The 21691-nt window shown below is 45.5% G+C and carries 11 protein-coding genes and 1 pseudogene; all 12 read left to right on the plus strand.

All coding sequences use genetic code 11. The features are described 5' to 3' along the window. Positions 1–105 precede the first annotated feature (105 nt). On the plus strand, positions 106–2751 hold the full coding sequence (locus JXR92_RS08965; RefSeq protein ID WP_117601199.1) for a zinc-dependent metalloprotease: 2646 nt from the start codon (positions 106–108) through the stop codon (positions 2749–2751). 95 nt (positions 2752–2846) lie between these two features. Continuing rightward, positions 2847–6140, plus strand: coding sequence for a SusC/RagA family TonB-linked outer membrane protein (locus tag JXR92_RS08970; protein ID WP_206897497.1), 3294 nt, complete (start codon positions 2847–2849; stop codon positions 6138–6140). Between the two features lie 19 nt (positions 6141–6159). Further along, positions 6160–7497, plus strand: a complete 1338-nt coding sequence (locus JXR92_RS08975) for a RagB/SusD family nutrient uptake outer membrane protein (RefSeq protein ID WP_138344756.1) — start codon at positions 6160–6162, stop codon at positions 7495–7497. A gap of 136 nt (positions 7498–7633) precedes the next feature. Then, positions 7634–8830, plus strand: coding sequence for an MFS transporter (locus tag JXR92_RS08980; protein ID WP_117601188.1), 1197 nt, complete (start codon positions 7634–7636; stop codon positions 8828–8830). Between the two features lie 1139 nt (positions 8831–9969). After that, positions 9970–11178 (plus strand): site-specific integrase, encoded by a 1209-nt coding sequence (locus tag JXR92_RS08985; RefSeq protein WP_117966224.1) that lies wholly within the window; start codon positions 9970–9972, stop codon positions 11176–11178. A gap of 271 nt (positions 11179–11449) precedes the next feature. Further along, a complete protein-coding gene (locus JXR92_RS08990; protein WP_138344758.1) occupies positions 11450–12712 on the plus strand; it encodes a DUF3575 domain-containing protein in 1263 nt (420 codons plus the stop codon). A gap of 14 nt (positions 12713–12726) precedes the next feature. Next, complete coding sequence (locus tag JXR92_RS08995; RefSeq protein WP_226791129.1) at positions 12727–13713, plus strand: DUF5119 domain-containing protein; 987 nt, start codon at positions 12727–12729, stop codon at positions 13711–13713. A gap of 21 nt (positions 13714–13734) precedes the next feature. Further along, positions 13735–14946 carry a fimbrillin family protein gene (locus JXR92_RS09000; RefSeq protein WP_117966221.1) on the plus strand — a complete coding sequence of 404 codons (1212 nt, stop codon included), beginning with the start codon at positions 13735–13737 and terminating at the stop codon, positions 14944–14946. A gap of 117 nt (positions 14947–15063) precedes the next feature. After that, positions 15064–16026, plus strand: coding sequence for a fimbrillin family protein (locus JXR92_RS09005; RefSeq protein WP_138344760.1), 963 nt, complete (start codon positions 15064–15066; stop codon positions 16024–16026). Between the two features lie 24 nt (positions 16027–16050). Continuing rightward, complete coding sequence (locus tag JXR92_RS09010; protein ID WP_117966218.1) at positions 16051–17322, plus strand: FimB/Mfa2 family fimbrial subunit; 1272 nt, start codon at positions 16051–16053, stop codon at positions 17320–17322. 30 nt (positions 17323–17352) lie between these two features. After that, positions 17353–20682 (plus strand): DUF4906 domain-containing protein, encoded by a 3330-nt coding sequence (locus JXR92_RS09015; RefSeq protein ID WP_226791131.1) that lies wholly within the window; start codon positions 17353–17355, stop codon positions 20680–20682. Positions 20683–20917: 235 nt separating this feature from the next. Beyond that, positions 20918–21454, plus strand: a pseudogene (locus tag JXR92_RS17620) (helix-turn-helix domain-containing protein); the annotation flags it as partial. Between the last annotated feature and the right edge of the window lie 237 nt (positions 21455–21691).

Here is a 21691-nt window from a genome sequence, read left to right on the forward strand (position 1 = left end):
CCGTTCTATGGAGGTAGAACAAACTGGCGGTTGGTATTTATTAACATACGTCAAAGAGAGAGAGTTAACGGAGTAATTGTTGCATTAAAGTTAGAGTTTGAATTGATGAAATTGAAGACAATCCTGCCAGTCGTGGCAGTTGCGGGAGTACTCATGTGTGAGCCTGCCGTATTGTTGCATGCCGGTACATCTGATTTTGCTTCTTCCGAAGCTATGGGATGGTTCCGTAAGAAAAAGAAGAGTGAAGCCAAGGACAGCGTTCAATCCAAGAGCGACTACGAGAAATTGACGGGTTCAGGTGCTATTGCCTGCAAGGGAATGTTCAATGTTTACCAGAAGAAGAGCGATTATTACTTTGAAGTGCCGGCAAGGCTGCTGGGACGTGATATGCTGGTAGTAAATAAATTACAGCGTGTTCCTTCCGAACTGAATGAGGCGGGTGTGAACCGTGGTACGAATTACGAAAATCAGATGGTGCGTTTTGAATTGGACAAGGCTGCCAACAAGCTGTTGGTACGTCAGAGCCGTCCTCTTCCATTGGCGCCGGATGAGGATGCCATACGGCAGTCCGTACTGGATAATTATATTTCTCCGCTGATAGCCGGTTTCAAGATAGAAGCATTCAATAATGACTCTACCATGATAGTGGTCAAGGTCAACGATATTTATGATGGTACGGAGACGAGCATCAATAATGTCTTTACAAATATCAACCTGGGAACTTCGGCCATCAAAAATCTCTCCCGCATTTTATCTATCAAAGCTTTTGAGAACAATGTGGTAGCTACTTCCGAGTTGACAACTAAGGTGACTGAGGGAACAACGACTGTGTTTGTTACGGTCGAAGTCAGTTCCTCTCTGTTGCTGTTGCCGGAGAAACCGATGATGGGACGTCTGGATAGTCCGCGTGTAGGTTACTTTACCAATCCGTTATTGAATTACAGTGACGGTCAGCAGCGTGTAGACAAGAAACCCTTCATCACCCGCTGGCGTCTGGAACCGAAACCGGAAGACCGGGAGCGTTATCTTCGTGGTGAATTGGTGGAACCGGTCAAACCAATCGTGTTCTATATCGAGAACTCCACTCCCCGTCGTTGGCGGAAATATATCAAGCAGGGAATTGAGGATTGGCAGGCTGCTTTTGAACGTGCCGGATTCAAGAATGCCATCGTCGCAAGGGAGTTAACGGACAGTATGAATGTGGATAAGGATGACGTGAACTACTCTGTGCTGACCTATGCGGCCTCCACCAAAGCCAATGCCATGGGACCTTCTATCCTTGACCCACGTTCTGGCGAGATATTGGAAGCGGACATCATGTGGTGGCATAATGTGCTGGGTATGCTCCAGGAATGGATTACAGTGCAAACCGGTGTCGTACGTCCTGAAGCAAGAGGAGTAAAGCTGCCGGATGAACTGATGGGTGATGCCATGCGTTTTGTGGCATGCCATGAGGTGGGGCACTCGTTGGGTTTGCGTCACAATATGATTGCTTCCTGGACTTTTCCGACAGATTCCCTGCGTTCCAAAACATTTACGGATTGTATGAATACCACTTCTTCCTCTATCATGGACTATGCACGTTTCAACTATGTGGCACAGCCGGGTGACGGTGTTACGGCGCTTTCTCCCCATATCGGTCCGTATGATATGTTTGCCATAGAATACGGCTATCGTTGGTATGGTAAAGAAACCCCAGAGGCGGAGAAGGATTTGCTTGCCGACTTCCTGAGCCGTCATGCAGACCGTTTATATAAATATAGTGAGGCGCAGGATGTGCGTGATGCCGTAGACCCGCGTGCACAGAATGAAGATTTGGGCGATGATGCTGTCCGCTCATCTCTGCTGGGTATTGAGAACTTGAAGCGTATTGTTCCTCAAATCATCCAATGGACTACCACTGGCGAGAAAGGACAGACTTATGAAGAAGCTTCCCGCCTATACTATGCGGTTATCAACCAATGGAACAATTACCTCTATCATGTATTGGCAAACATCGGTGGTATCTATATAGAAAACACCGTTGTGGGCGACGGACAGAAAACCTATACCTTCGTAGAAAAAGAAAAGCAGCAAGCAGCCTTGAAGTTCCTGCTGGACGAAGTGCTGACCTATCCCAAATGGCTGTTCGACACGGAAGTGGGAGAGTACACCTACTTGCTGCGCAACACTCCGCTGGGCGTAGTGGAGAATGCACCGACACAGGTGTTGAAGAATGCCCAATCCTATATCCTTTGGGATTTGCTGGGCAACAACCGCCTGATGCGTATGTTGGAGAACGAATCGGTGAACGGCAAAAAGGCTTTCACGGTGGTAGAGCTGATGGATGGCCTGCATCGCAACATCTTTGCCACTACGGAACGCGGTGCTTTGCCGGACGTCATGACACGTGCCTTGCAGAAGAATTTCGTAGATGCGCTGATTACGGCAGCTGCCGAAAGCGAAGGAGTGAAAATAAACAAAAAACTGATGGACAACCACTTCTTGCTGGACCACCAGACTGCCCTTTGCAGTTGTGACGAGCATGTTGGTAAGACTTTGGATGCCGACCGTATGGGGGCCCACCGCGAACTGAACTTCTACGGTTCGCAGATAAACCGCGTATCTGATGTCATTTCAGTGAAGCGTGGTGAGTTGCTCCGCATCAAGGAACTGCTTCAGAGCCGTTTGGGTACATCGGATATAGCCACTAGATATCATTATAAGGATTTGATTTTGCGTATCAATACAGCATTAGGAATGAAGAATTAGGGATTAGCGATTAAGGGTTAGGGATAAGTCGTTAGTAACTAACCGCTAATCCTTAATCCCTAATTTGAGTATTAATTTAATTTTATATGTAACGCATGGAAAAACGTGTATTAATCGTTTTGCTATGCCTTGTGGGAGTTTTGTCATCTGCTTTTGCTGCAGAGAAAAAAGTCCAGGGCGTAGTAATATCTTCAGAGGATAACCTACCGCTTATCGGTGCTTCCATCTATGTGACTCCGGAAGACTTGAAAAAGGCGGGAAGTGCTCAGACTACAATGGGGGTTATTACTGATGTGGATGGTCAGTTCTCTATAGCTATACCTGCCGGGATAACCCGTTTCTTTTGTAGCTACGTGGGGTATGACGTATTGGAAGTAAAGCTTGTTCCGGGGAAGGAATTTTATGAAATAACACTTCATGTATCTTCCCAAATGCTCGATGCCGTTGTTGTGACGGGTTATCAGACGGTGGAGCGTCGCAAGCTGACGGCAGCGGTGTCCAAATTGGATATATCGGATGAGACTATTGGTGCAGTAAAAAGTATTGATCAGGCACTTGCCGGACAAATTGCCGGACTTTCTGTCAGCCCGACTTCAGGTGCTCCGGGTGCTCCGGCAAAGATACGCATTCGCGGTACCGCTTCGTTGAATGGTACACAAGACCCTTTATGGGTGCTGGACGGCATTCCTTTGGAGGGGACGGATGTTCCTGAACCGGATGAACTGAATGACATCACCAACATGAAACAATCTTCCATTGCGGGCTTGAATCCGGCGGATATTGAGAATATCACCATTCTGAAGGATGCGGCAGCCACAGCCATCTATGGTGCGCGTGCAGCCAATGGCGTCATTGTGATTACGACAAAGAAAGGGAAGGTCGGTAAACCGGTTATCAGTTTCTCATCCCGATTTACCTATACTCCTACATTGAGCCTTGACCGGTTGAACTTGCTGAACTCAGCGGAGAAAGTAGGATTGGAAATGGATATGATCCGTAACAACTATTCTCCGGACAATCATAAAGGAGGTGTATATAATATTCTTTCCAATTACAATGAGTTGTCTGCCTTTCAGAATGGAGGATGGGATGCTCTGAGCAGTGAGACGCAAGCTGCTATCAACCGTTTGAAGAATATAAATACAGACTGGGGAGATGTTCTTTTCCGTGATGCTTTCAGCCAGGAATATAATCTGAGTCTTTCCGGCGGTACGGAAAGAGTTACTTATTATACCTCTTTCGGCTATTACAAAGAAGATGGAAATGTGGACGGTGTGAGTATGGACCGTTTTAACCTGGTAGGAAAGACGTCTTACAAAGTAAACAATATATTAAAGGTGGGTGCCTCCATGTTTGCCAATCGTCGTAAAAATACCAATTATCTGACAGATGCATATGGCATGTCCAATCCCGTGTTCTATTCGCGCAAGGCTAATCCGTATTTCGAGCTTTACGATGAAAATGGAAACTATAATTACGATTATGATATTCAGAATAATACCGATAAGGATTTAGGGTTTAATATCTTTGAGGAACGTCGGAACACGTCCAATGAAAGCGTAGTGAATTCTTTTTCGTCCATATTTGATGCGGAACTTCGTTTTAATGACAAATGGAAGCTGACTTCCCAGTTCGGTTATCAGTTGGAAAAGACTTCCAGAAAAGAGATAGCAGACTGGGAAAGTTATGCCATGCGTTATTATTACAAGTTGAGCGAATACTCTCAGGATGGGGAAACGAAGCATTTTCTACCCGAAGGGGGGATGCAGAAGTCATACGAGAATTCCAATTCACAAATTACCTGGAAGGCGATGGGAGAATATCGTGACAGTTTCAATGATATTCACGAGTTGGAAGTGATGGCGGGTACCGAACTACGCAAGACTTGGTATGAAACCTTGTTCTCGGCAGGGTATGGCTTCGACCGCAAGACGTTGACGACCAAACCGGTGATTTTCCCCAACGAAAGTTACGCCACGTCTTTCCCGCTCCATCAGACAACGTATAAGGAGAATGCTTATGTATCTTTCTACTCTACGGCCTCTTACTCTTTGTTGAACCGCTACACGGTGGGAGGAAGTATCCGTTTTGACGGTTCCGACCTTTTCGGTGTGGATAAGAAGTACCGTTATCTTCCTCTTTATTCTGTCAGTGCATTGTGGCGTCTGTCACAAGAACCGTTTATGCAGCAGGCCAAGTGGGTGGACAACCTGGTGTTCCGTGCATCCTACGGTCTGCAGGGAAATATTGATAAGAATACCTCTCCGTTCCTGCTGGGTACTTACCGATCGGAAAGTATTCTGCCCGGTGTGTCGGAAGATATGATTGTTATTAATTCCGCTCCCAATAAGAAGTTGCGTTGGGAAAAGACGCAATCAGTCAATGCAGGCTTTGATTTTTCTGTATTGAACCAGGCTATCAATCTGAGTGTGGACTATTATTACCGTAAGGGTACCGATTTAATAGCTTTGCGCATGCTTCCTTTGGAGACGGGTTTTACTTCTATGAACGTCAACTGGGCAAGTATGGAGAACAAAGGTGTGGAAATCAGCTTGTCTACCCGTAACATAACGACGAAGAATTTCTCTTGGTATACAAATTTCAATTTTGCTTATAACGGTAATAAGGTGCTGCAAGAAAATATTCCCGAACAGCAGACCACTCCGGGGCGTGAAGGCTATCCAGTAGGAGCAATTTTTGCACTGAAGACTGCGGGTGTAGATAAGGAAACAGGTAACATGATGTTCTATAATCCGGAGGGAGAGAAAGTGACCTTGAAGGAACTCTACCGCCTGAAAGATGAGTGGGGGATAGGTATTGCCTCTTCCGATGTAACTGCAGCCGAAGAGAGGACCTTCTATTCGTATATCGGGAGTAGCGATGCTCCTTATACGGGAGGTTTGATTAATACCTTCAGCTATAAAAACTGGGAGTTGAATGTCAATTTCTCTTTGACGTTTGGTGGGTACGTACGTACGCAGCCCTCTTATGACATCATCAATCCGGATTATGGCAAGAACTATAATGCTGATGTGCTGAACCGCTGGACTCCGGAAAACCCGAATGCGGAGCTTCCGGCATTTATGCTGAGTGCTTCCAACCCGGAAGAGTACTCTTGGTATGATTCTAAAACCATCTGGAGAGATTTGGATATCTGGGTGAAGAAGCTGAACTACGTACGTTTGCAGAATCTGCGTCTGGGTTACCGTATCCCTGAACTCCTGACAAAGCGTTTGGGAATGAACTCGGCAACGGTATCTGTTGAAGGACGCAATCTCTTCGTGTTTGGTTCGGGATATAATAACTACATGGATCCGGAGTCGATGTACAATCCTTATGCAACTCCCGTACCCAAGTCGGTTACATTCAGTTTGAACTTGAATTTCTAACTTCAAAAGCAGAAAGAAAATGAAGAAAACAATAAGTCTGATGATAATGGCCTGCATGCTTCTGCTTGCGGCATGCGACAACTATCTGGATATACAGCCTACCGGTAGTGTCATTCCCAATTCTTTGGCTGAGTATAGGGCGTTGCTTGCCCGTTCTTATAAGGACGTGAGTAAATTCAGTGACCGGGGAATGGCTTGTTTCCGTTCCGACGAGATGCAGGTTCGGGATGATGAATATGATCAAAATTATTATATGGATATAGAGCGCTGGAACGATCTTGCCCCCAATGCCTATACCTCATCGTTTGAATGGGCCAAGTATTATAATGTGCTTTTTATTGCCAATCATGTTATAGAGAGCAAGAGTGATATCAAAGAAGGTACTGAAGAAGAGATAAATCAGCTTGTAGGAGAAGCGTATATGCTCCGTGCTTATGTACATTTCTTATTGGTAAATCTTTATGGGCAGCCCTATACTAAGGAGGGAGCTTTGGATACCAAATCGGTGCCGCTGAAACTGGATACTGATTTGGAGAAAGTCCTGAAACGCAATACAGTGAAAGAAGTTTATGTTTCCATCCAAGAAGATATTGATGAGGCGCGCAAACTGGTTACGGAGGCAGAATGGGAGCAGAGATATTCATATCGTTTCAATACAGCTTCGGTAGAGGCGTTTCAGTCGCGTGTATCCCTTTACAAGGGTGAGTGGCAAGCAGCTTGGAATGCTGCTGAAGCAGTGCTTGCCGTGAAGTCTGTATTGGTAGATTTGAATGATGACGCTGCAACTCTTCCTAACAATTATAATTCCGTAGAGAATATCACTCCGTTGGAGACACCTTTGAGTAGTACAGTCAATGGGGCTGCTCTGGCTACTCCGGTTTTTCTCTCCCTTTATGCTGAGAACGACCTTCGGCTGGATAAATATTTTGCTGAAGCGGATGAAAAAGGTTTCAGGAAGAACAAGAAGGCGGGAAGTAACAACTATTTGTGTACTTTCCGTGTAGGTGAAATATATCTGACGGCTGCTGAGGCTGCTGCTCAACTAGGACAACTGCCTCAGGCACGTACCCGCCTGCTGGAATTGATGCGGAAACGTTATGCACCGGAGGCTTACGAAGCAAAATCTATTGCTGTCAACGCTATGGATAAGGAAGCGTTGGTACAGGAAATATTGGATGAGCGTGCCCGTGAACTTGCTTTTGAAGGACATCGTTGGTTTGACCTTCGTCGTTCCACTCGTCCACGTTTGGAGAAAGTGCTTGGTGGTACGCGTTATGTACTCGAAGAAGATGATGCCCGTTATACATTGTCCATTCCGAAAGAAGCCATAGAAGCCAATCCGGGATTGCTGAACTGATAAAGATGACCGGTAAAGATTAAACTCCCCGATTCTCGGCTGAACAGCGCAGGGAATCGGGGAGTTTTGTCTTAATGTGGATTGGATATATGTTTTTTACGTACCTTTGCACCGTTTTTGTAATAGACAATATAAGATGATACAGAATCAGAGACCTCCTATCCGTAGAATTGCTTTTCCAATTCTTATAGCATTGAGTATTTCGCATTGCTTGAACGATATGCTGCAATCGGTCATTTCGGCGATATACCCTTTGTTCAAGGAGGATTTATCCTTGAGTTTTGCCCAGATTGGTCTGATTACGTTGGTGTATCAGATGTCGGCGTCCGTGTTTCAGCCTCTAATGGGATTGTTCTTTGATAAGCGCCCCATTGCCTGGTCATTGCCAATAGGTATGTGCTTTACTTTGGTCGGCATTATGAATCTGGCTTTTGCAACTAATCTGTATTGGCTGCTGGCTTCGGTATTCATTGTGGGTATCGGTTCATCTGTACTCCATCCAGAGGCGTCGCGCATTGCCTTTCTGGCTTCTGGCGGAAAACGCGGACTGGCGCAGTCTCTGTTTCAAGTGGGTGGGAATTTGGGAGGCTCGCTTGGACCATTGCTGGTGGCTTTACTGGTAGCTCCTTATGGGAGGCGACATATTGCTTTTTTCACGGCTTTTGCCTTGATTGCCATCGTGGTGATGATTCCTATATGCCGTTGGTTCCGTTCCTACTTGAACCACATCAAGAAAAGCCCGATGCTCGTGGCAGGAAAGATAGAACGTCCCCTTTCTTCAAGGATGACGGTGTTTGCCATAAGTATTCTGCTGATACTTATCTTCTCCAAATATATCTATATGGCAAGTCTGACGAGTTACTATACATTCTATCTGATCCATAAATTTGGTGTCACTGTTCAGGACTCACAGCTCTTTTTGTTTGTCTTCCTGGTAGCCACTGCCATCGGAACATTGGTGGGAGGCCCTGTAGGTGATAGAGCTGGGCGTAAGTATGTTATCTGGGCTTCCATTCTTGGAACGGCTCCATTCAGTATGATGATGCCTCATGTAGGGCTTGCATGGACGGTAGTGCTGAGTTTCTGTGTCGGTCTGATGCTTTCTTCCGCTTTTCCTGCCATATTGCTGTATGCACAGGAATTGCTGCCTAATAAGTTGGGTTTGATTTCCGGGTTGTTCTTTGGTTTCGCTTTTGGAATTGCCGGTATCGCTTCGGCTATATTGGGAGGTATGGCAGATAAGTATGGTATAGAGGCTGTTTATAATGTATGTGCCTTTATGCCTTTGTTGGGGTTGGTGGCTTGCTTTCTGCCTAATTTGAAAAAGAGATAGAGGTTTTGTATTCCCATTGTCAGCCATGCAGAGAGAACGAAAGGTGCAGTCAATGTAGTGAGTCCTCAGTTAATTCCTACAATTTACAAGGCTACAGAGAGTAAAACGAAATACACTGCCCATATTCAGCTCATCCAATTTTGGTCTTCTAGAGCAATGGTACACAAGATAGGAGAGGAATAACTCCCCCAATATATGGTATATATTGCTGCATTCCGGGAATTTACGAGGGTGCCTGCAAGGAAAAATAGTCTGGTCATAATGTTTCCTTGAAACATCACCTGGTTTATATCCATACTGAAACATTGTAAGTAATCGATGTAGGAAGTAGAAATGAATAGCATGTTAGGCATCAGCTAACTGCACAATCCTAGCAGTAGCTATACAGAAAGGATAAAAGGAACAGTGAACCCGGGTAACACGCGTTGCATGTTGAAAAAAACGTGTATGTAGATAGATATAGATGCGTACGAGGCAATAGTTATCAGCATCAAGGATCCATTTGCATGAATGGCAGAATGTGCTTTGCTCCCCCTCCTTTTTGTGTGGCAACTCAAACGTAACTAAAGGGCTGATATCTCAAAAGAGATACCAGTTCTATTTTTGTATTAGCAAAAAGTTTTAGCGGACAGTCATGTTTAATAAATTATCTTTATTGATATTGGTTACAGTGCAGTTTGTCATTTCTCTGTTAAGCGGTAAATTGGTTTCCTCAACAAAAGACAAGACGGTATCTTTACCTTCAGTTGATTTTGCTCCCGATATCGAACTTGGCACTAAACGTACAGTCTAGTGATAGTCACCGAAGGATATTCAGATTATCGGTCTATTCTTTCAACCGGCACGAATATGCAATCCAAATTCTTAATTGCCATTGATCTTTGTCCTTGCAATTTTTATATGAAGAATCTTTTGGAAAAATGTTTTGAAGCTTGTTTTTTCGTTATCTTTGAGCACAGAAAGCTTTTGATTTGCACGAATATACACTTTATAATTACGCCATTAAAGCGACGTTTTTTTAGATAAAGCATCTTTTATCAGTCAAGAATAGTTTAGCAGGAAGTATACATAACAGTTTGAAGTATTTTGAATTGCTTCTTGTTTTTATAATTCTGTATTAAACTAATAATTGATTGTTTATGACTAGTGTAAAAGTAAAATTCAGCCCTTCATCCATTATCCTCAAAGAGGGAACGCTTCATTATCAAATAATCCATCATCGTAAGGTACGACATATCCGTACCGGTTACAAACTGTTTTCAAGTGAGTGGATTTCTGCTTCCGGTGAAATCGATGTCTCGGCAGGAAGTGGAGAAGATCGAAAAAACTATCTTATTGCGTTAAAAAAGCAAATTGATAAAGACCTTGTTAAAATAGAGAAATGCATCAACCGTTTGGTTCAGGAAGATGCTCCTTTCACTGTGGAACGCATCATAGAGCTTTACACTGTTCCTGAAGGAAATTACACTTTCCTTTTATACGGAAAAGAACTGCTGGTTGAATTGAGGAAAATAGGCAAGGTACGTACAGCGGGTACCTATCAGAGTGCCTTGAATAGCTTTGAACGTTACTTGAATAACCGTGGTGATGTCTCGTTGGATGCACTGGACTCCAATCAGATGATAGCTTATGAAAGCTGGCTCAAAGGGAATGGCATTTGTCCGAACACCAGTTCCTATTATATGCGTAATCTCAGAGCTATCTATAATCGTGCGGTAGAACAAGGTTTTGTTGCCCAACAAAATCCTTTTAAGCATGTATATACTGGCATTGATAAAACAAGGAAACGTGCTGTATCCTTAGATGTGGTTAGGGAAATACGAGACTTAAATTTGACGAAAAAATCACTGGTCTTTGCCAGGGATATCTTTTTATTCAGCTTTTATACACGTGGAATGTCCTTTGTGGATATGGCATTCTTGAAAAAGAAAGACCTGCAAAATGGGATCCTTACTTACCGGAGACATAAAACCGGTCAGCAATTGTTTATCAAATGGGAAAAACCCATGCAGGAACTCATTGATAAATACGACACCTCTGATATTCCCTACCTACTACCGATTATTCGAAATAATGGTATGGACGAATGGCATCAATACCAAAATGAAGCGCACCGTATCAACAGAAATTTGAAACACATTGGCAAACAGATGGGTTTGGGTATTCCACTTACTACTTATGTTGCCCGCCATGCATGGGCCAGTATTGCTCAAAGTAAAAATGTCTCTTTATCTGTTATCAGTGAAGCATTGGGACATGATTCGGAGCAAACCACCCGAATTTATCTTGCCTCTTTAGATGCATCTATTGTAGACACGGCAAATAGTCTCATTTTGATGTCTATATGAATAAAGTGATTTATATAATAATCATTAACGAATATGACAAAAGAATATCAAAGCCATTCAAAAAGATACATATCTTATGAAGAGAGGTCTATTTACCATGGAGAATTGGTGGAGTAAATATGCCTAAGTCATGAGAAAACAGCTTGTAAAAAGCGAAGGTGTTTTGGTAAAATGTCATAAGCACTTCAAAGTATATGCCCTCCACAAAATAAACAGTGATGCTTTTCTCCTAGAGGTGTATTGGTAATGTGTACACAAATATGGAATCAATATGAAAGCGAATAAAATCTTACTTGTATTCCTGATATTTTATGTAGGCCATATCCAGGCACAAGAGATACAGGATTCGGTAAAAATCTATTTCAGACAAGGATATTCTGTATTGGAACCATCCCATAGAAACAACAGAGAAGCGTTGGACCGGATAGCAGACAGTCTGCGGACAAGCTATGCGGACTCTGTTTACCAACTGAAACGTATCCAGGTAGTGGGTGGAGCATCACCGGAAGGCAGCATTCTCCTAAACAGACGTTTATCTGTAAAGCGAGCCAATGTGCTGTTTGACTATCTTTCACGTTATGGAGAACTACCCGACTCCTTGAAAACGAACGTGTTCCTCGGGAGAGACTGGAACGGTCTAATCCGTTTGGTGAGTGATGACTGGGAACTACCCTACCGGAAAGAAACGCTACATTTATTGCATGAATTGGCAGAGGATGCGGCAAATGACAATCTTACAAAAGGTGACCATCTGCGACGGATACAGCAACTGCATGGTGGGGCACCTTATCGGTATATGTATAAAAAATATTTTCCGGAGTTGCGCGCCTCCCGGTTATATCTATGGTATGAGAAAGTATGGAATCCTATTGCCCCCATGCCAATGCCTCCCTTCAAGCTTCCTATACCCGAACCAAAACCGACAGAACCTCTCCCCCTTGTCCCATACATACCTACGCAGCCACGTAAGCTGTATCTTGCCGTAAAGACAAATATGCTGTACGACGCATTGCTCGTACCGAATATCGGTGTGGAATTTTATCTTGGCAAAGACTGGAGTATGAGTGCTAACTGGATGTATGCCTGGTGGAAAACAGACCGGCGGCACTGGTACTGGAGAACTTATGGCGGTGACATAGCCATTCGGAAATGGTTCGGTAAGGCCGCCAAGGAAAAGCCTCTTACGGGACATCATGTGGGACTCTACGGGCAGATTTTTACTTATGATTTTGAAACAGGGGGAAAAGGCTATATGGGTGGAAAACCCGGAGGAACACTCTGGGACAAAATGAACTATTCCACAGGTGTGGAATACGGCTACTCGTTGCCGGTGGCATACAGACTGAATATTGACTTCACTATCGCTGTCGGGTATTGGGGGGGGACCTATTATGAATATACCCCCATAGACAACTGCTACGTATGGCAGGCTACCAAGGAGCGGCACTGGTTCGGCCCTACTAAGGCGGAAATATCGCTGGTATGGCTGATTGGCAGGGGAAACTTCAACAAAGGGAAAGGAGGCAGACGATGAAAACCGGAATACGAATGACTGTTTACACACTGCTGACCATGATTCTTTTCTCATGCGAGCACAAGGAACTCTGTTTCCATCATCCGCATGTGGCTACGGTCAGAGTGGATTTTGATTGGAAGAACGCTCCGCAGGCCAATCCTGAGGGAATGTGCGTGTATTTCTATCCTGAAGAAGGCGGATATCCGGTTCGGTTCGATTTTGCAGGGAAAGACGGAGGACCGGTAGAGATTAAAGTAGGAAGGTACCGGATACTCTGTTACAATAATGACACGGAGTCTTTACTGTTCAGAGGAATGGAAGGATTTGACACCCATGAGGGATATACGCGGAACGGTAACGTTTTTGAGAGTATTTACGGTAACGGTGCCCATTATGCGCCTCCGGCCAAAGGTTCGGAAGACGAGCGTGTCGTCATCTGCCCTGACATGATGTGGGGAAGTAACGCCCGAAATGTGGAAATCACCGAATCAGGGCTAAGTTATGAATGTGTTCCCTTTACAGACAAAGACAAGGTCGAATGGATAGAAAGTAGCGAGCATGTCATCAAGCTTTATCCTGCCGAACTGATATGTACCTACACCTATGAGGTCCGTAATGTCAAGAACATGGAGTATATGACGCAGGCTTGCGGGTCATTGTCGAGCATGGCTCCCTCCATGCTGTTTGCCAACGAGGAACTGGACAGGGAGTGTGTCACAGTCCCCTTCGAAACAGAACTCCACCCCGAGAGTTCGAAAATGACCGGTAAGTTTTATACGTTCGGTCATCATGAAGAGAATGCCCGTCCGCACAAAATGATGTTTTATGTATGGTATTCCAATAAGGAGAAATTCTATACAACCTTTGATGTGACTGACCAAGTACATAAAGCACCGGACAGGAAGCATGTGCACATCATCATTGATAATGCGGACTTTCCGGAACCGCTTCCGGACGAGGGGGGATTTGATGTGGAGGTTGATGATTGGGTGGAAGTCGAAAACGATATCATTATGTAGTTTTTTATATCTTTTAATGTTATGCAGACGAAATCAATTCTAATGGCACTATTGGCCATGGCATTGGTAACGGCATGTACCAATGATGAAACAATAGAAATGAACCAGGGTGAAGGCATCAGTTTGAGTGCGATAGCAGGAAAGGCAATCCGTACGGGAAGCGAAGCCACCACAACCAACAGCATAGACAAATTCCATGTATTTGCCTTTACCCAAGAAGCAGAATACATGAATCACGATGTCCGGAGACAAGGGAACGTATGGTCGTATGGCGATACCAAATTCTGGCCGGAAACAGATGTGGACTTCTATTCGTATAGTCCGACGGATACGAAGAATGGTAATGTTGACATTACAGTAAATGGCGACAAGAAAATTACCGGCTATGAGGTACCCGGCGATGAGGACCTGCTTTATGCCTTGAACCTGGCTGAAAAGAAAGCCGAACATGAGGGCAAACAACCGGTTACGGTCAACTTCCGCCATGCCCTGTCACAGATTGTATTCAGAATCAAGAACACCAGTTCCAACCTGACAGTGTTCGTAGACGCAGTGAAAGTGGAGGGAATAGAGAAACAGGGTACATTCTCCTGGCCGACTTTGAGCACTACTACCCAATGGCAGGGAACTGAAAAGGATACGGAAACTGACAAGTCATGGGGAACATGGGATATCGCATATAACAAAGAGAACGCAAAGCAGAACAGCTATGCCGCTGAGATTACTCCGATTATGGAACCAGGCTTTACAGGTTCCAAAGATGCATCTGTGTGGGACTTGACTGTTAAAACAGGCAATGGCTATAAGGGACTGCTCCTTTTGCCGCAGACATTGAATCCCTGGATTACGAAGACCGGTGGAACAGATGAAAATCCGGAGTACAAAATCACGGGGACAGCACGTGTGCTTGTTAAATGCAAGCTGGTAGATACGGCATCTGATGTACAATTGTGGCCAGACAAGGACTCACAAGAGGAAACCGCATGGGTGGGCGTCTCCCTGGTAGGAGAACCTAAGGACATAAGCGGAAAAAACGAACAAGTCTGGAAGCAGGGCAAACGCTATGTTTATACCCTTATCTTTGGTGAGGGCGGCGGCTTTAACCCTGATCCCGAAAATCCGGATCCTGAACCTGTTTTGGTTCCTATCACATTCGACGTAACTGTGGATAACTTTGTTGAATATCCTCAGGACCTCGATGTAAGCGTTCCTGATTCAAACCCCGGAAAATAAACTGAACCACCGCAAACCTGTCTTTTCCATCCGTCGGGTTGCGGAAATATAACAGACCGGGCGGGGTTGAATGTTCCCCTCCCGGTCACTACTTATTCAAATAAAAAATAAATGCCTATGCGACTTAATTTTAAAAAGGATTTTCTTCTTGTTACGGCCATGCTGGTCGCTGCCGGCTGTTCCGATAGCATGACGGGAGAAAACAATCCGGAACAACAGGTGCCGATTGCCTTTGGCACACAAGTTGCCACCCGCGCCGTGGTGGAAAGTGACAAGGAGGGCATGGATAATTTCACACTGTGGGGATGGGTACGGGAAAGCGACGGGCCGAAACTGTTTTTCGATGCCGCTTCGGTTACTCCGTCGGGAAACTATGGCGAGAAACGTTTCTGGGCTGTAGGCAGGCCTTATGACTTTTATGCGGTGCATCCGGAAGAAATGAAAGAGATTGGTGTCGCTACCGAAGTTTCCTGCAACGACAAGGGCGAACTCAGGGTTACGGGTTTTGATTCTTCCGGAATGGGGAAGGATGCCGTGGATTTGATGACGGCAACAGAGACAGACGTGACTTATGAGGGTGGCGGAACGATGGCGCCTGTGCTTCTGGCATTCAAACATGAACTGGCACAGGTGAAATTAACTGTCCGTACCGGAGAGAAGCAGGCGGAAGTGTCGGACATCAGACTTTTCGGTGTGGACTATAAAGGTGACTTGCTGTGGACGCCGGAAAACTCGACATGGCAAAACCGGGTGAAATGTACGGAAGAGAAAACTCTTTTCGTACGCAGCGGGAGCGTGCGGATAGAAGCCGGAAGCAGCGCTACCGTGCTGGATGGCGTATTGCTGTTGCCGCAGCCGGTGACGGAGGATGTGGCGGTAACCTTTAAGTATGCCTATGCCGGCAAACCGCTGTCGGAGGCAAAAGAAGCGATGGTATACCTGGATGCGGCCCTGACAACGGAATGGATAAAGTCGAACACTTACCATTATAAAATAACGCTGCCTGCTGCCGATGCCGACATTACTGTCAAAGTGAACGTGGGCGATTGGGACAGCAAGGATATTTCGGCAGATTGGTAATCTCATAAACAGGAAGGAGAAGATATGAAAATCCTGAAATACTCATATATATGTATGTTTTCCGCAACGGCGGGGATAATGACGGCTTGTGCACCGGACGGGCAGGAAGGGATGTTTCCCGGAAAGGGAGAACCGGTGACGGTGAAATTTTCAATCGATACAAGGGCGGCAGAAACGGATGATTTCGACTCGCAGGTGAAGACGCTCAGGGTGTATGCTTTCCAGAATGGCAGCCCGGTGGGGTATTATTATGGCGGGGAGGATGTGCCGGCTCATACTTTTAAATGGAAATTGCCGAAAGGAGAAGTCTGGTTTTATGCAGTGGCCAACGAGCAGGAGGCCGGAGAACTGCTTTGCGAAAACAAGGGAGACATTTTTGTACTGCCCGGTGAGACTGTCGGGGGAGTACATCCGGTCGAAGGCTTGGAAGTAGTGCCGGACAGACTGGAGTCTTTGACTTTCAGCCGGCTGCCGGAAGCGGAATATGTGTCGGGCGGAACGGCAACAGACAAGGATGAAACGGGAAAAAAATACCGCTCTGCCATTGTGCCAATGACCTGTAAGTATCGTGGAACAGTTACGCACGATAATCAGGAGATAAACCTGGAACTGAAACGCAGCATAGCGAAGCTACAGCTTTACTTTGCCAAGGCGGATGTGGCAGACGCCGGAGAGGGGCAGCTCTATATGGGGCGCGGGTTGTATCTCTACAATATGCCGGAATACGGGTATCTGTTTCCGAAAGAGAAGTACGAATATACGGGAGATTTCAATTTTCTGGAGGGAGCCGGTGAAAATTCCGACTCGAAGAATCAGAAGAACGGCAAGGTAATTCTGAGTGCGGGATGGCCGGAGGAACCGGAAATCGCTCCGCAAGAAGGGACACCGGAATATGAGGAGTATGAAAAGAACTTGCAGGAGAAGACCCATATCAACGAGATTAAGGCTTTGGCACATGCCGGGAATACAGACACGAAAAACTTTCAGTGGATGCCAGCCAAACCGATTTATCTGTTTGCCAACTCCAATGAAATTGCAGACCGTTATCCTGAGAATCCGTCAGCTGAGAGTTCAAGGGGATATTATCTGAAAATACTGTCGCATGAACATAAAGTGGGAAGTGACGGTACGGAAGGACATGAGGCTGATATGCAATATGTAGCTTTGCCCGAAGTGGAAGCCAACATGAACCTGCGGCTGTTTTCCGTTATTTCCATGCACGGACACGTGGCTATGACAGCACATTGGATGATTGTTCCGTGGGAAACCGGAGGCGGAGATGTGGAATTTAATTAGGCAGACGAATAACAGACAAAAATATACAGCATGATGAAAAAAACAGTGAATCATATTCTAGTGGCGGGACTGTTGGCGCTCCTGTCGCTTGCATCTTGCACCGATGAGTTCATCGAAGGAAACTACTTGCAGGGAGTAGACCGTGACAAGCGGGTGGAGGTGAGGCTTCCGTTCGGTGTGGGACGTGGCATCACTACCACGATTACAACCCGTGCGGCAGGTGGAGAGATTGATTATGACTCCCAGCTTTCGGGCGTGATGGCTTTTGTATATGAAGCGAAGAGCGACAATCCGGAAGAAAATGAGTTGTTGGCCTATCATCTGTTCTCCAATCCGTCCAATAAGCCGCTGGAAGGTGCTACCGGCGGATGGATCGCCGATAATGACGACCCTACATGCGGTGAAATCAAGTTCTATGTTCCGGTGGGTGATGTATACATCTATCTGTTGGGCAATGCGCAAAGTTCGTTCCTTAATTTCTTTCCGGGAGTATCGGGTGGGGATGCGCTGGGCACTCAGGCGGAGTTTTTTGAAAAAGCAACCCCGAAGTGGAACGGAAATATACACAGCGTAGACGGTTATCTGCCGCTTACGGGTATGGTGAACAACAATACAGGATTATGTCATGTGAACGAACAGGGACAAATCAGTTATACGGATGAAGAGGGAAAAACTCATATACTGTTGCCGGACGGTAAACACGATGAAGACAATTCGTTTGTGCTGAAACGCCTGATGAGCAAGATTACAATGAATATCAGGGAAGGTAAAGGAGTGAAGTTTACGGCGCGAGATTACACGGTTCGCCATATACCTCATTATGTGTCGCCCACCGCACAGGCGTGGACGGAAGAAGAGCGGGACCGTATCCTGGTGGAAGATGCCAAGCCGGTGAATTTCGGTTTACTGGATTCTCTCACTTTTACTATATACCTGCCGGAGAACATACGCAAGGTAAGATCCGGCGTGGAGATTACCGAATACAGGCAGCGGGATAAGGTGGTGAAGACTGCCGACAATAAAAATACGGAAGAGACCGCTCCCGATGATTTTCATGCTGATAATGCCGATAATCACAAAGGGCACTACAAGTTTGAGTTTGCTCCGAAAGCTTCTACTTATATTGAACTGACCGGATGGTTTGAAAATGCAGACAAGACGGTTGCTGCCGATGTCCGTTATTATATCCATTTGGGTAATTTCGGGAAAGACCTCAATCACTTCAGCGTGGAGCGCGACCATCACTATACGTATAATGTAACCATCAACGGAGTGGATGATATAGTGGTGGAAGTGGAAGATGAGAACGAAAAGACTCCGGGAGCGGAAGGAGTGGTGTTCAAGCATGAGGCTTTCGCACATATCGATGCCCATTTTGACCAGGTGGAGATGAAATTCATGCGGAAAGACATTGAGAATGGTGTCTATCTGTATACCGACACACCTTTCGGGGTCATGGGGGTGATGTATTATCCTAAAGGTACCCCCGACGGAGGTGCGGAAGGCAAATGTGTATCCGTGAGCAGTTTCGGTATTACCAAAGATGTGGCACAAGGCTATCTGGCGTGGCTGGAGTTTGCGAGAGAGAAGACACCGGATAACTATTTCTATAATGGAACAAAACCGGATAAAGAAAGCCCCTATCTCCTGGAATACTATCATCCTGACAAGGTGAAAAGTGTGTTCGATGCGCTCGATGAGTTTTATGCAAGCAAGGAGGATTCGGCGTACTACACCTGCTTTGTGGATGAGAACTTTTATGAGAAACATCCCGACCCGCGTATTACGGCATCGGTGCATCTGAAAGATTTTATCAACTGCAAGGACCGTATCTTCTCGCTTGCTACGGACCTCAAGTTCAGCCAAGATGGTAAGAGCGCGGTGTCGCAGTCGGTTTATACGCTGAAACAACGTTCCATTGCCTGCTTCTATGATATGAACGATGAGACTCTCAATAAATTCGGCTTGGAGTCGGTGGAAGAGCAGACGGCCATCCTGTATGAGCCAGAATCGGACCAGAGGGAAGTTTGGGACGGCAGAAAGAATACTTGGCAAAAGCTGGATGGTCAGGTTGGAAATTGTAATATACATGGTATGGAATGGGGGCTTAAAACATCACCTTTCCTATCCGGTTTTATACTGAGGAAAGATGGAAGTCTGAAGGAATCCCGACCGATTAGCGGACAGGCCGACGATCCGGTTATCATGCTGATACGTAACCGTGATTTGAACGGCAACGGCTATCTGGACGAGGAAGAACTGCGCTGGTATGTACCTGCCATAGGGCAATTGGTGGGTATGTGGCTGGGAGAGCCTGCCATGGCAAAAGAAGCCGCCTTGTGGAAAGCGTCTTTCGATATATATATAGGAGCGGAAGGGAAAGAGATAACCGACAATCCCGTACAGGGATATACGGCCAGTACACACGGTTCTTATTCCACAATATGGTCGGAACTGGGAGGATACATAAGTCATACGTATCTGAGACACATGATTAGTGTGAGGAGCTTGGGAAGCGGAGTCGTGAGTGGCAGGATGGACAGGGAAGTTTCGTCTCCTTATTACAAATACGATGAAGCAAGCCGTACGCTGGAAGTCTTTTTGGCGGACGAAGCCATGCGCTCGTTCAGTTACCGGGAGCTTCAGCCCCATAACGAACGCGATACGCAGAACCGTCTGTACAAGAAATTCCAGCTGGCACAAGAACCCATGCTGATGGATACGATTGCGGAATTTGAGTGCACTGACCCGAGTCACCTGAGATTTGATAAAGATACTCCCAGTAAGGTAACATGGACAGGTACGACATTGAAACTTATTGAGATAGACAATGCCAAACGAGATAAGTTTACCATAGCCCAAGACTATCACGAAGCAGGAGACGGAGTGACCCCCGCCGGAGCGTGGCGCTTGCCCAATGAACGCGAACTGACATTGATTCAGCTGGCATTCAACTTCTTCCAGGATGAGGACAACCTGCCTTTCTCGCCCATGGTGAAGCCGGGAGACGAGGATGCCGTAGGTGATGCTTACGGCTGGTACAACCCACTCAGTCTGACATGCGATTTAAGTGATAAAAGGAATCATAACTTTAAGCACCGGCTTTGCGCCGTGTTCCATTGCCGTACGGCGTATTCTTACAGCCGCTATTATCCCGGTAGACACGAATATACGCCTACCGGTTACATACTGAACTATTGGAAGACCGATTCGGAAGGGGAGTTGCTGAAAATTCGCCGGGTAGAAATGCATATGATGCGCTACTATTCAGATGAGAGAGGCATGGTGGAGGAAGACAAGGAAGAACGGAAAAAATACGGCAGAGCCGGTGTGTTCTGTGTGCGCGATGTGAGATACTGATCTGTAGGAATAATCGGATAGTTTTCCTTCAAAGAATCTATTCGAAAATGCCAGAGATTGTCAAATTGCATATTTGGTAAAAGATTGTGGGTTTAAGTATGCCGATGAAACATTCCATCATCGGCATACTCATTTTTTAAAAGCATACTTTTTAGCATGATTAATTTGTAAAGTATCAATAGATACGCTACACTTTTTCTTTTCGTAGGCAAATCTTAATCCGTATCTTCGTAGCATGAAAGAAGATATACGGAAAATACGGATGCGCCAAAAATGGCTTGAGCTATATGGTTAAACGGGTTCTATGACAAAGACTGCCCTTCGGCGAGGGATTCCTGTTTCACGTTATACCCTTGGATAAATCGTGAGAAAGAACAAGGCAAGTCGGATTTGTCCGATAAGTCTAAACGTCCATCAAGACTTGCCAATGTGAAGATAACACCTGAAATTGAAACCACTATCCTTAATCTGCGTGAGACGAGAAGATGGGGGAGCGCAACGGATTGCCAACTATCTGCTTAGGAAGAGAATAAAGCTCTCAGCCATGACGGTGTGGTATGTGTTAAAAAAGCATCAAGTCAAGACTGTTGTGAAACGACGTAAAAAGTCAGCCTGTACACGATACAGTAAAGAAATTCTAGGAGAGAGGGCTCAGCTGGATGTAATGAAAGTACGAAACGGGGCATACCAGTTCACAGCCATAGATGGTTGCACCCCTTTGAGAACTATTCGTGTATATCCCAATAAAAAAGCAGAAAGTACAATTCATTTTTAAATTCATAAAACATAGAAACAAGAAAACTCTTATTCAATAAGCTGTGAACAATCAAAATATATCGCGGATTGTTTTACGCTTTTAAATTCATCGGTCGGGGAACGGCCAGCGCTCTTGTCGGGACCACCCGTCCCGACAAGAATAAAAATTCGCTAATGTAGCAAATCTGTTGTTATGGCACAGATAAAACTTACATCAATGATATTTTGATTTGGTTATTAAGGATCATATTAT

Origin of the sequence: Bacteroides parvus (assembly GCF_017309675.2) — a bacterium.
Classification (GTDB): Bacteria; Bacteroidota; Bacteroidia; order Bacteroidales; family Bacteroidaceae; genus Bacteroides; species Bacteroides uniformis.

What these genes read in the sequence shown, in the direction of transcription:
- JXR92_RS08965 (WP_117601199.1), top strand. Translation starts at nt 106, where the DNA reads ATGAAATTGAAGACAATCCTGCCAGTCGTGGCAGTTGCGGGAGTACTC.
- JXR92_RS08970 (WP_206897497.1), top strand. Translation starts at nt 2,847, where the DNA reads ATGGAAAAACGTGTATTAATCGTTTTGCTATGCCTTGTGGGAGTTTTG.
- JXR92_RS08975 (WP_138344756.1), top strand. Translation starts at nt 6,160, where the DNA reads ATGAAGAAAACAATAAGTCTGATGATAATGGCCTGCATGCTTCTGCTT.
- JXR92_RS08980 (WP_117601188.1), top strand. Translation starts at nt 7,634, where the DNA reads ATGATACAGAATCAGAGACCTCCTATCCGTAGAATTGCTTTTCCAATT.
- JXR92_RS08985 (WP_117966224.1), top strand. Translation starts at nt 9,970, where the DNA reads ATGACTAGTGTAAAAGTAAAATTCAGCCCTTCATCCATTATCCTCAAA.
- JXR92_RS08990 (WP_138344758.1), top strand. Translation starts at nt 11,450, where the DNA reads ATGAAAGCGAATAAAATCTTACTTGTATTCCTGATATTTTATGTAGGC.
- JXR92_RS08995 (WP_226791129.1), top strand. Translation starts at nt 12,727, where the DNA reads ATGACTGTTTACACACTGCTGACCATGATTCTTTTCTCATGCGAGCAC.
- JXR92_RS09000 (WP_117966221.1), top strand. Translation starts at nt 13,735, where the DNA reads ATGCAGACGAAATCAATTCTAATGGCACTATTGGCCATGGCATTGGTA.
- JXR92_RS09005 (WP_138344760.1), top strand. Translation starts at nt 15,064, where the DNA reads ATGCGACTTAATTTTAAAAAGGATTTTCTTCTTGTTACGGCCATGCTG.
- JXR92_RS09010 (WP_117966218.1), top strand. Translation starts at nt 16,051, where the DNA reads ATGAAAATCCTGAAATACTCATATATATGTATGTTTTCCGCAACGGCG.
- JXR92_RS09015 (WP_226791131.1), top strand. Translation starts at nt 17,353, where the DNA reads ATGATGAAAAAAACAGTGAATCATATTCTAGTGGCGGGACTGTTGGCG.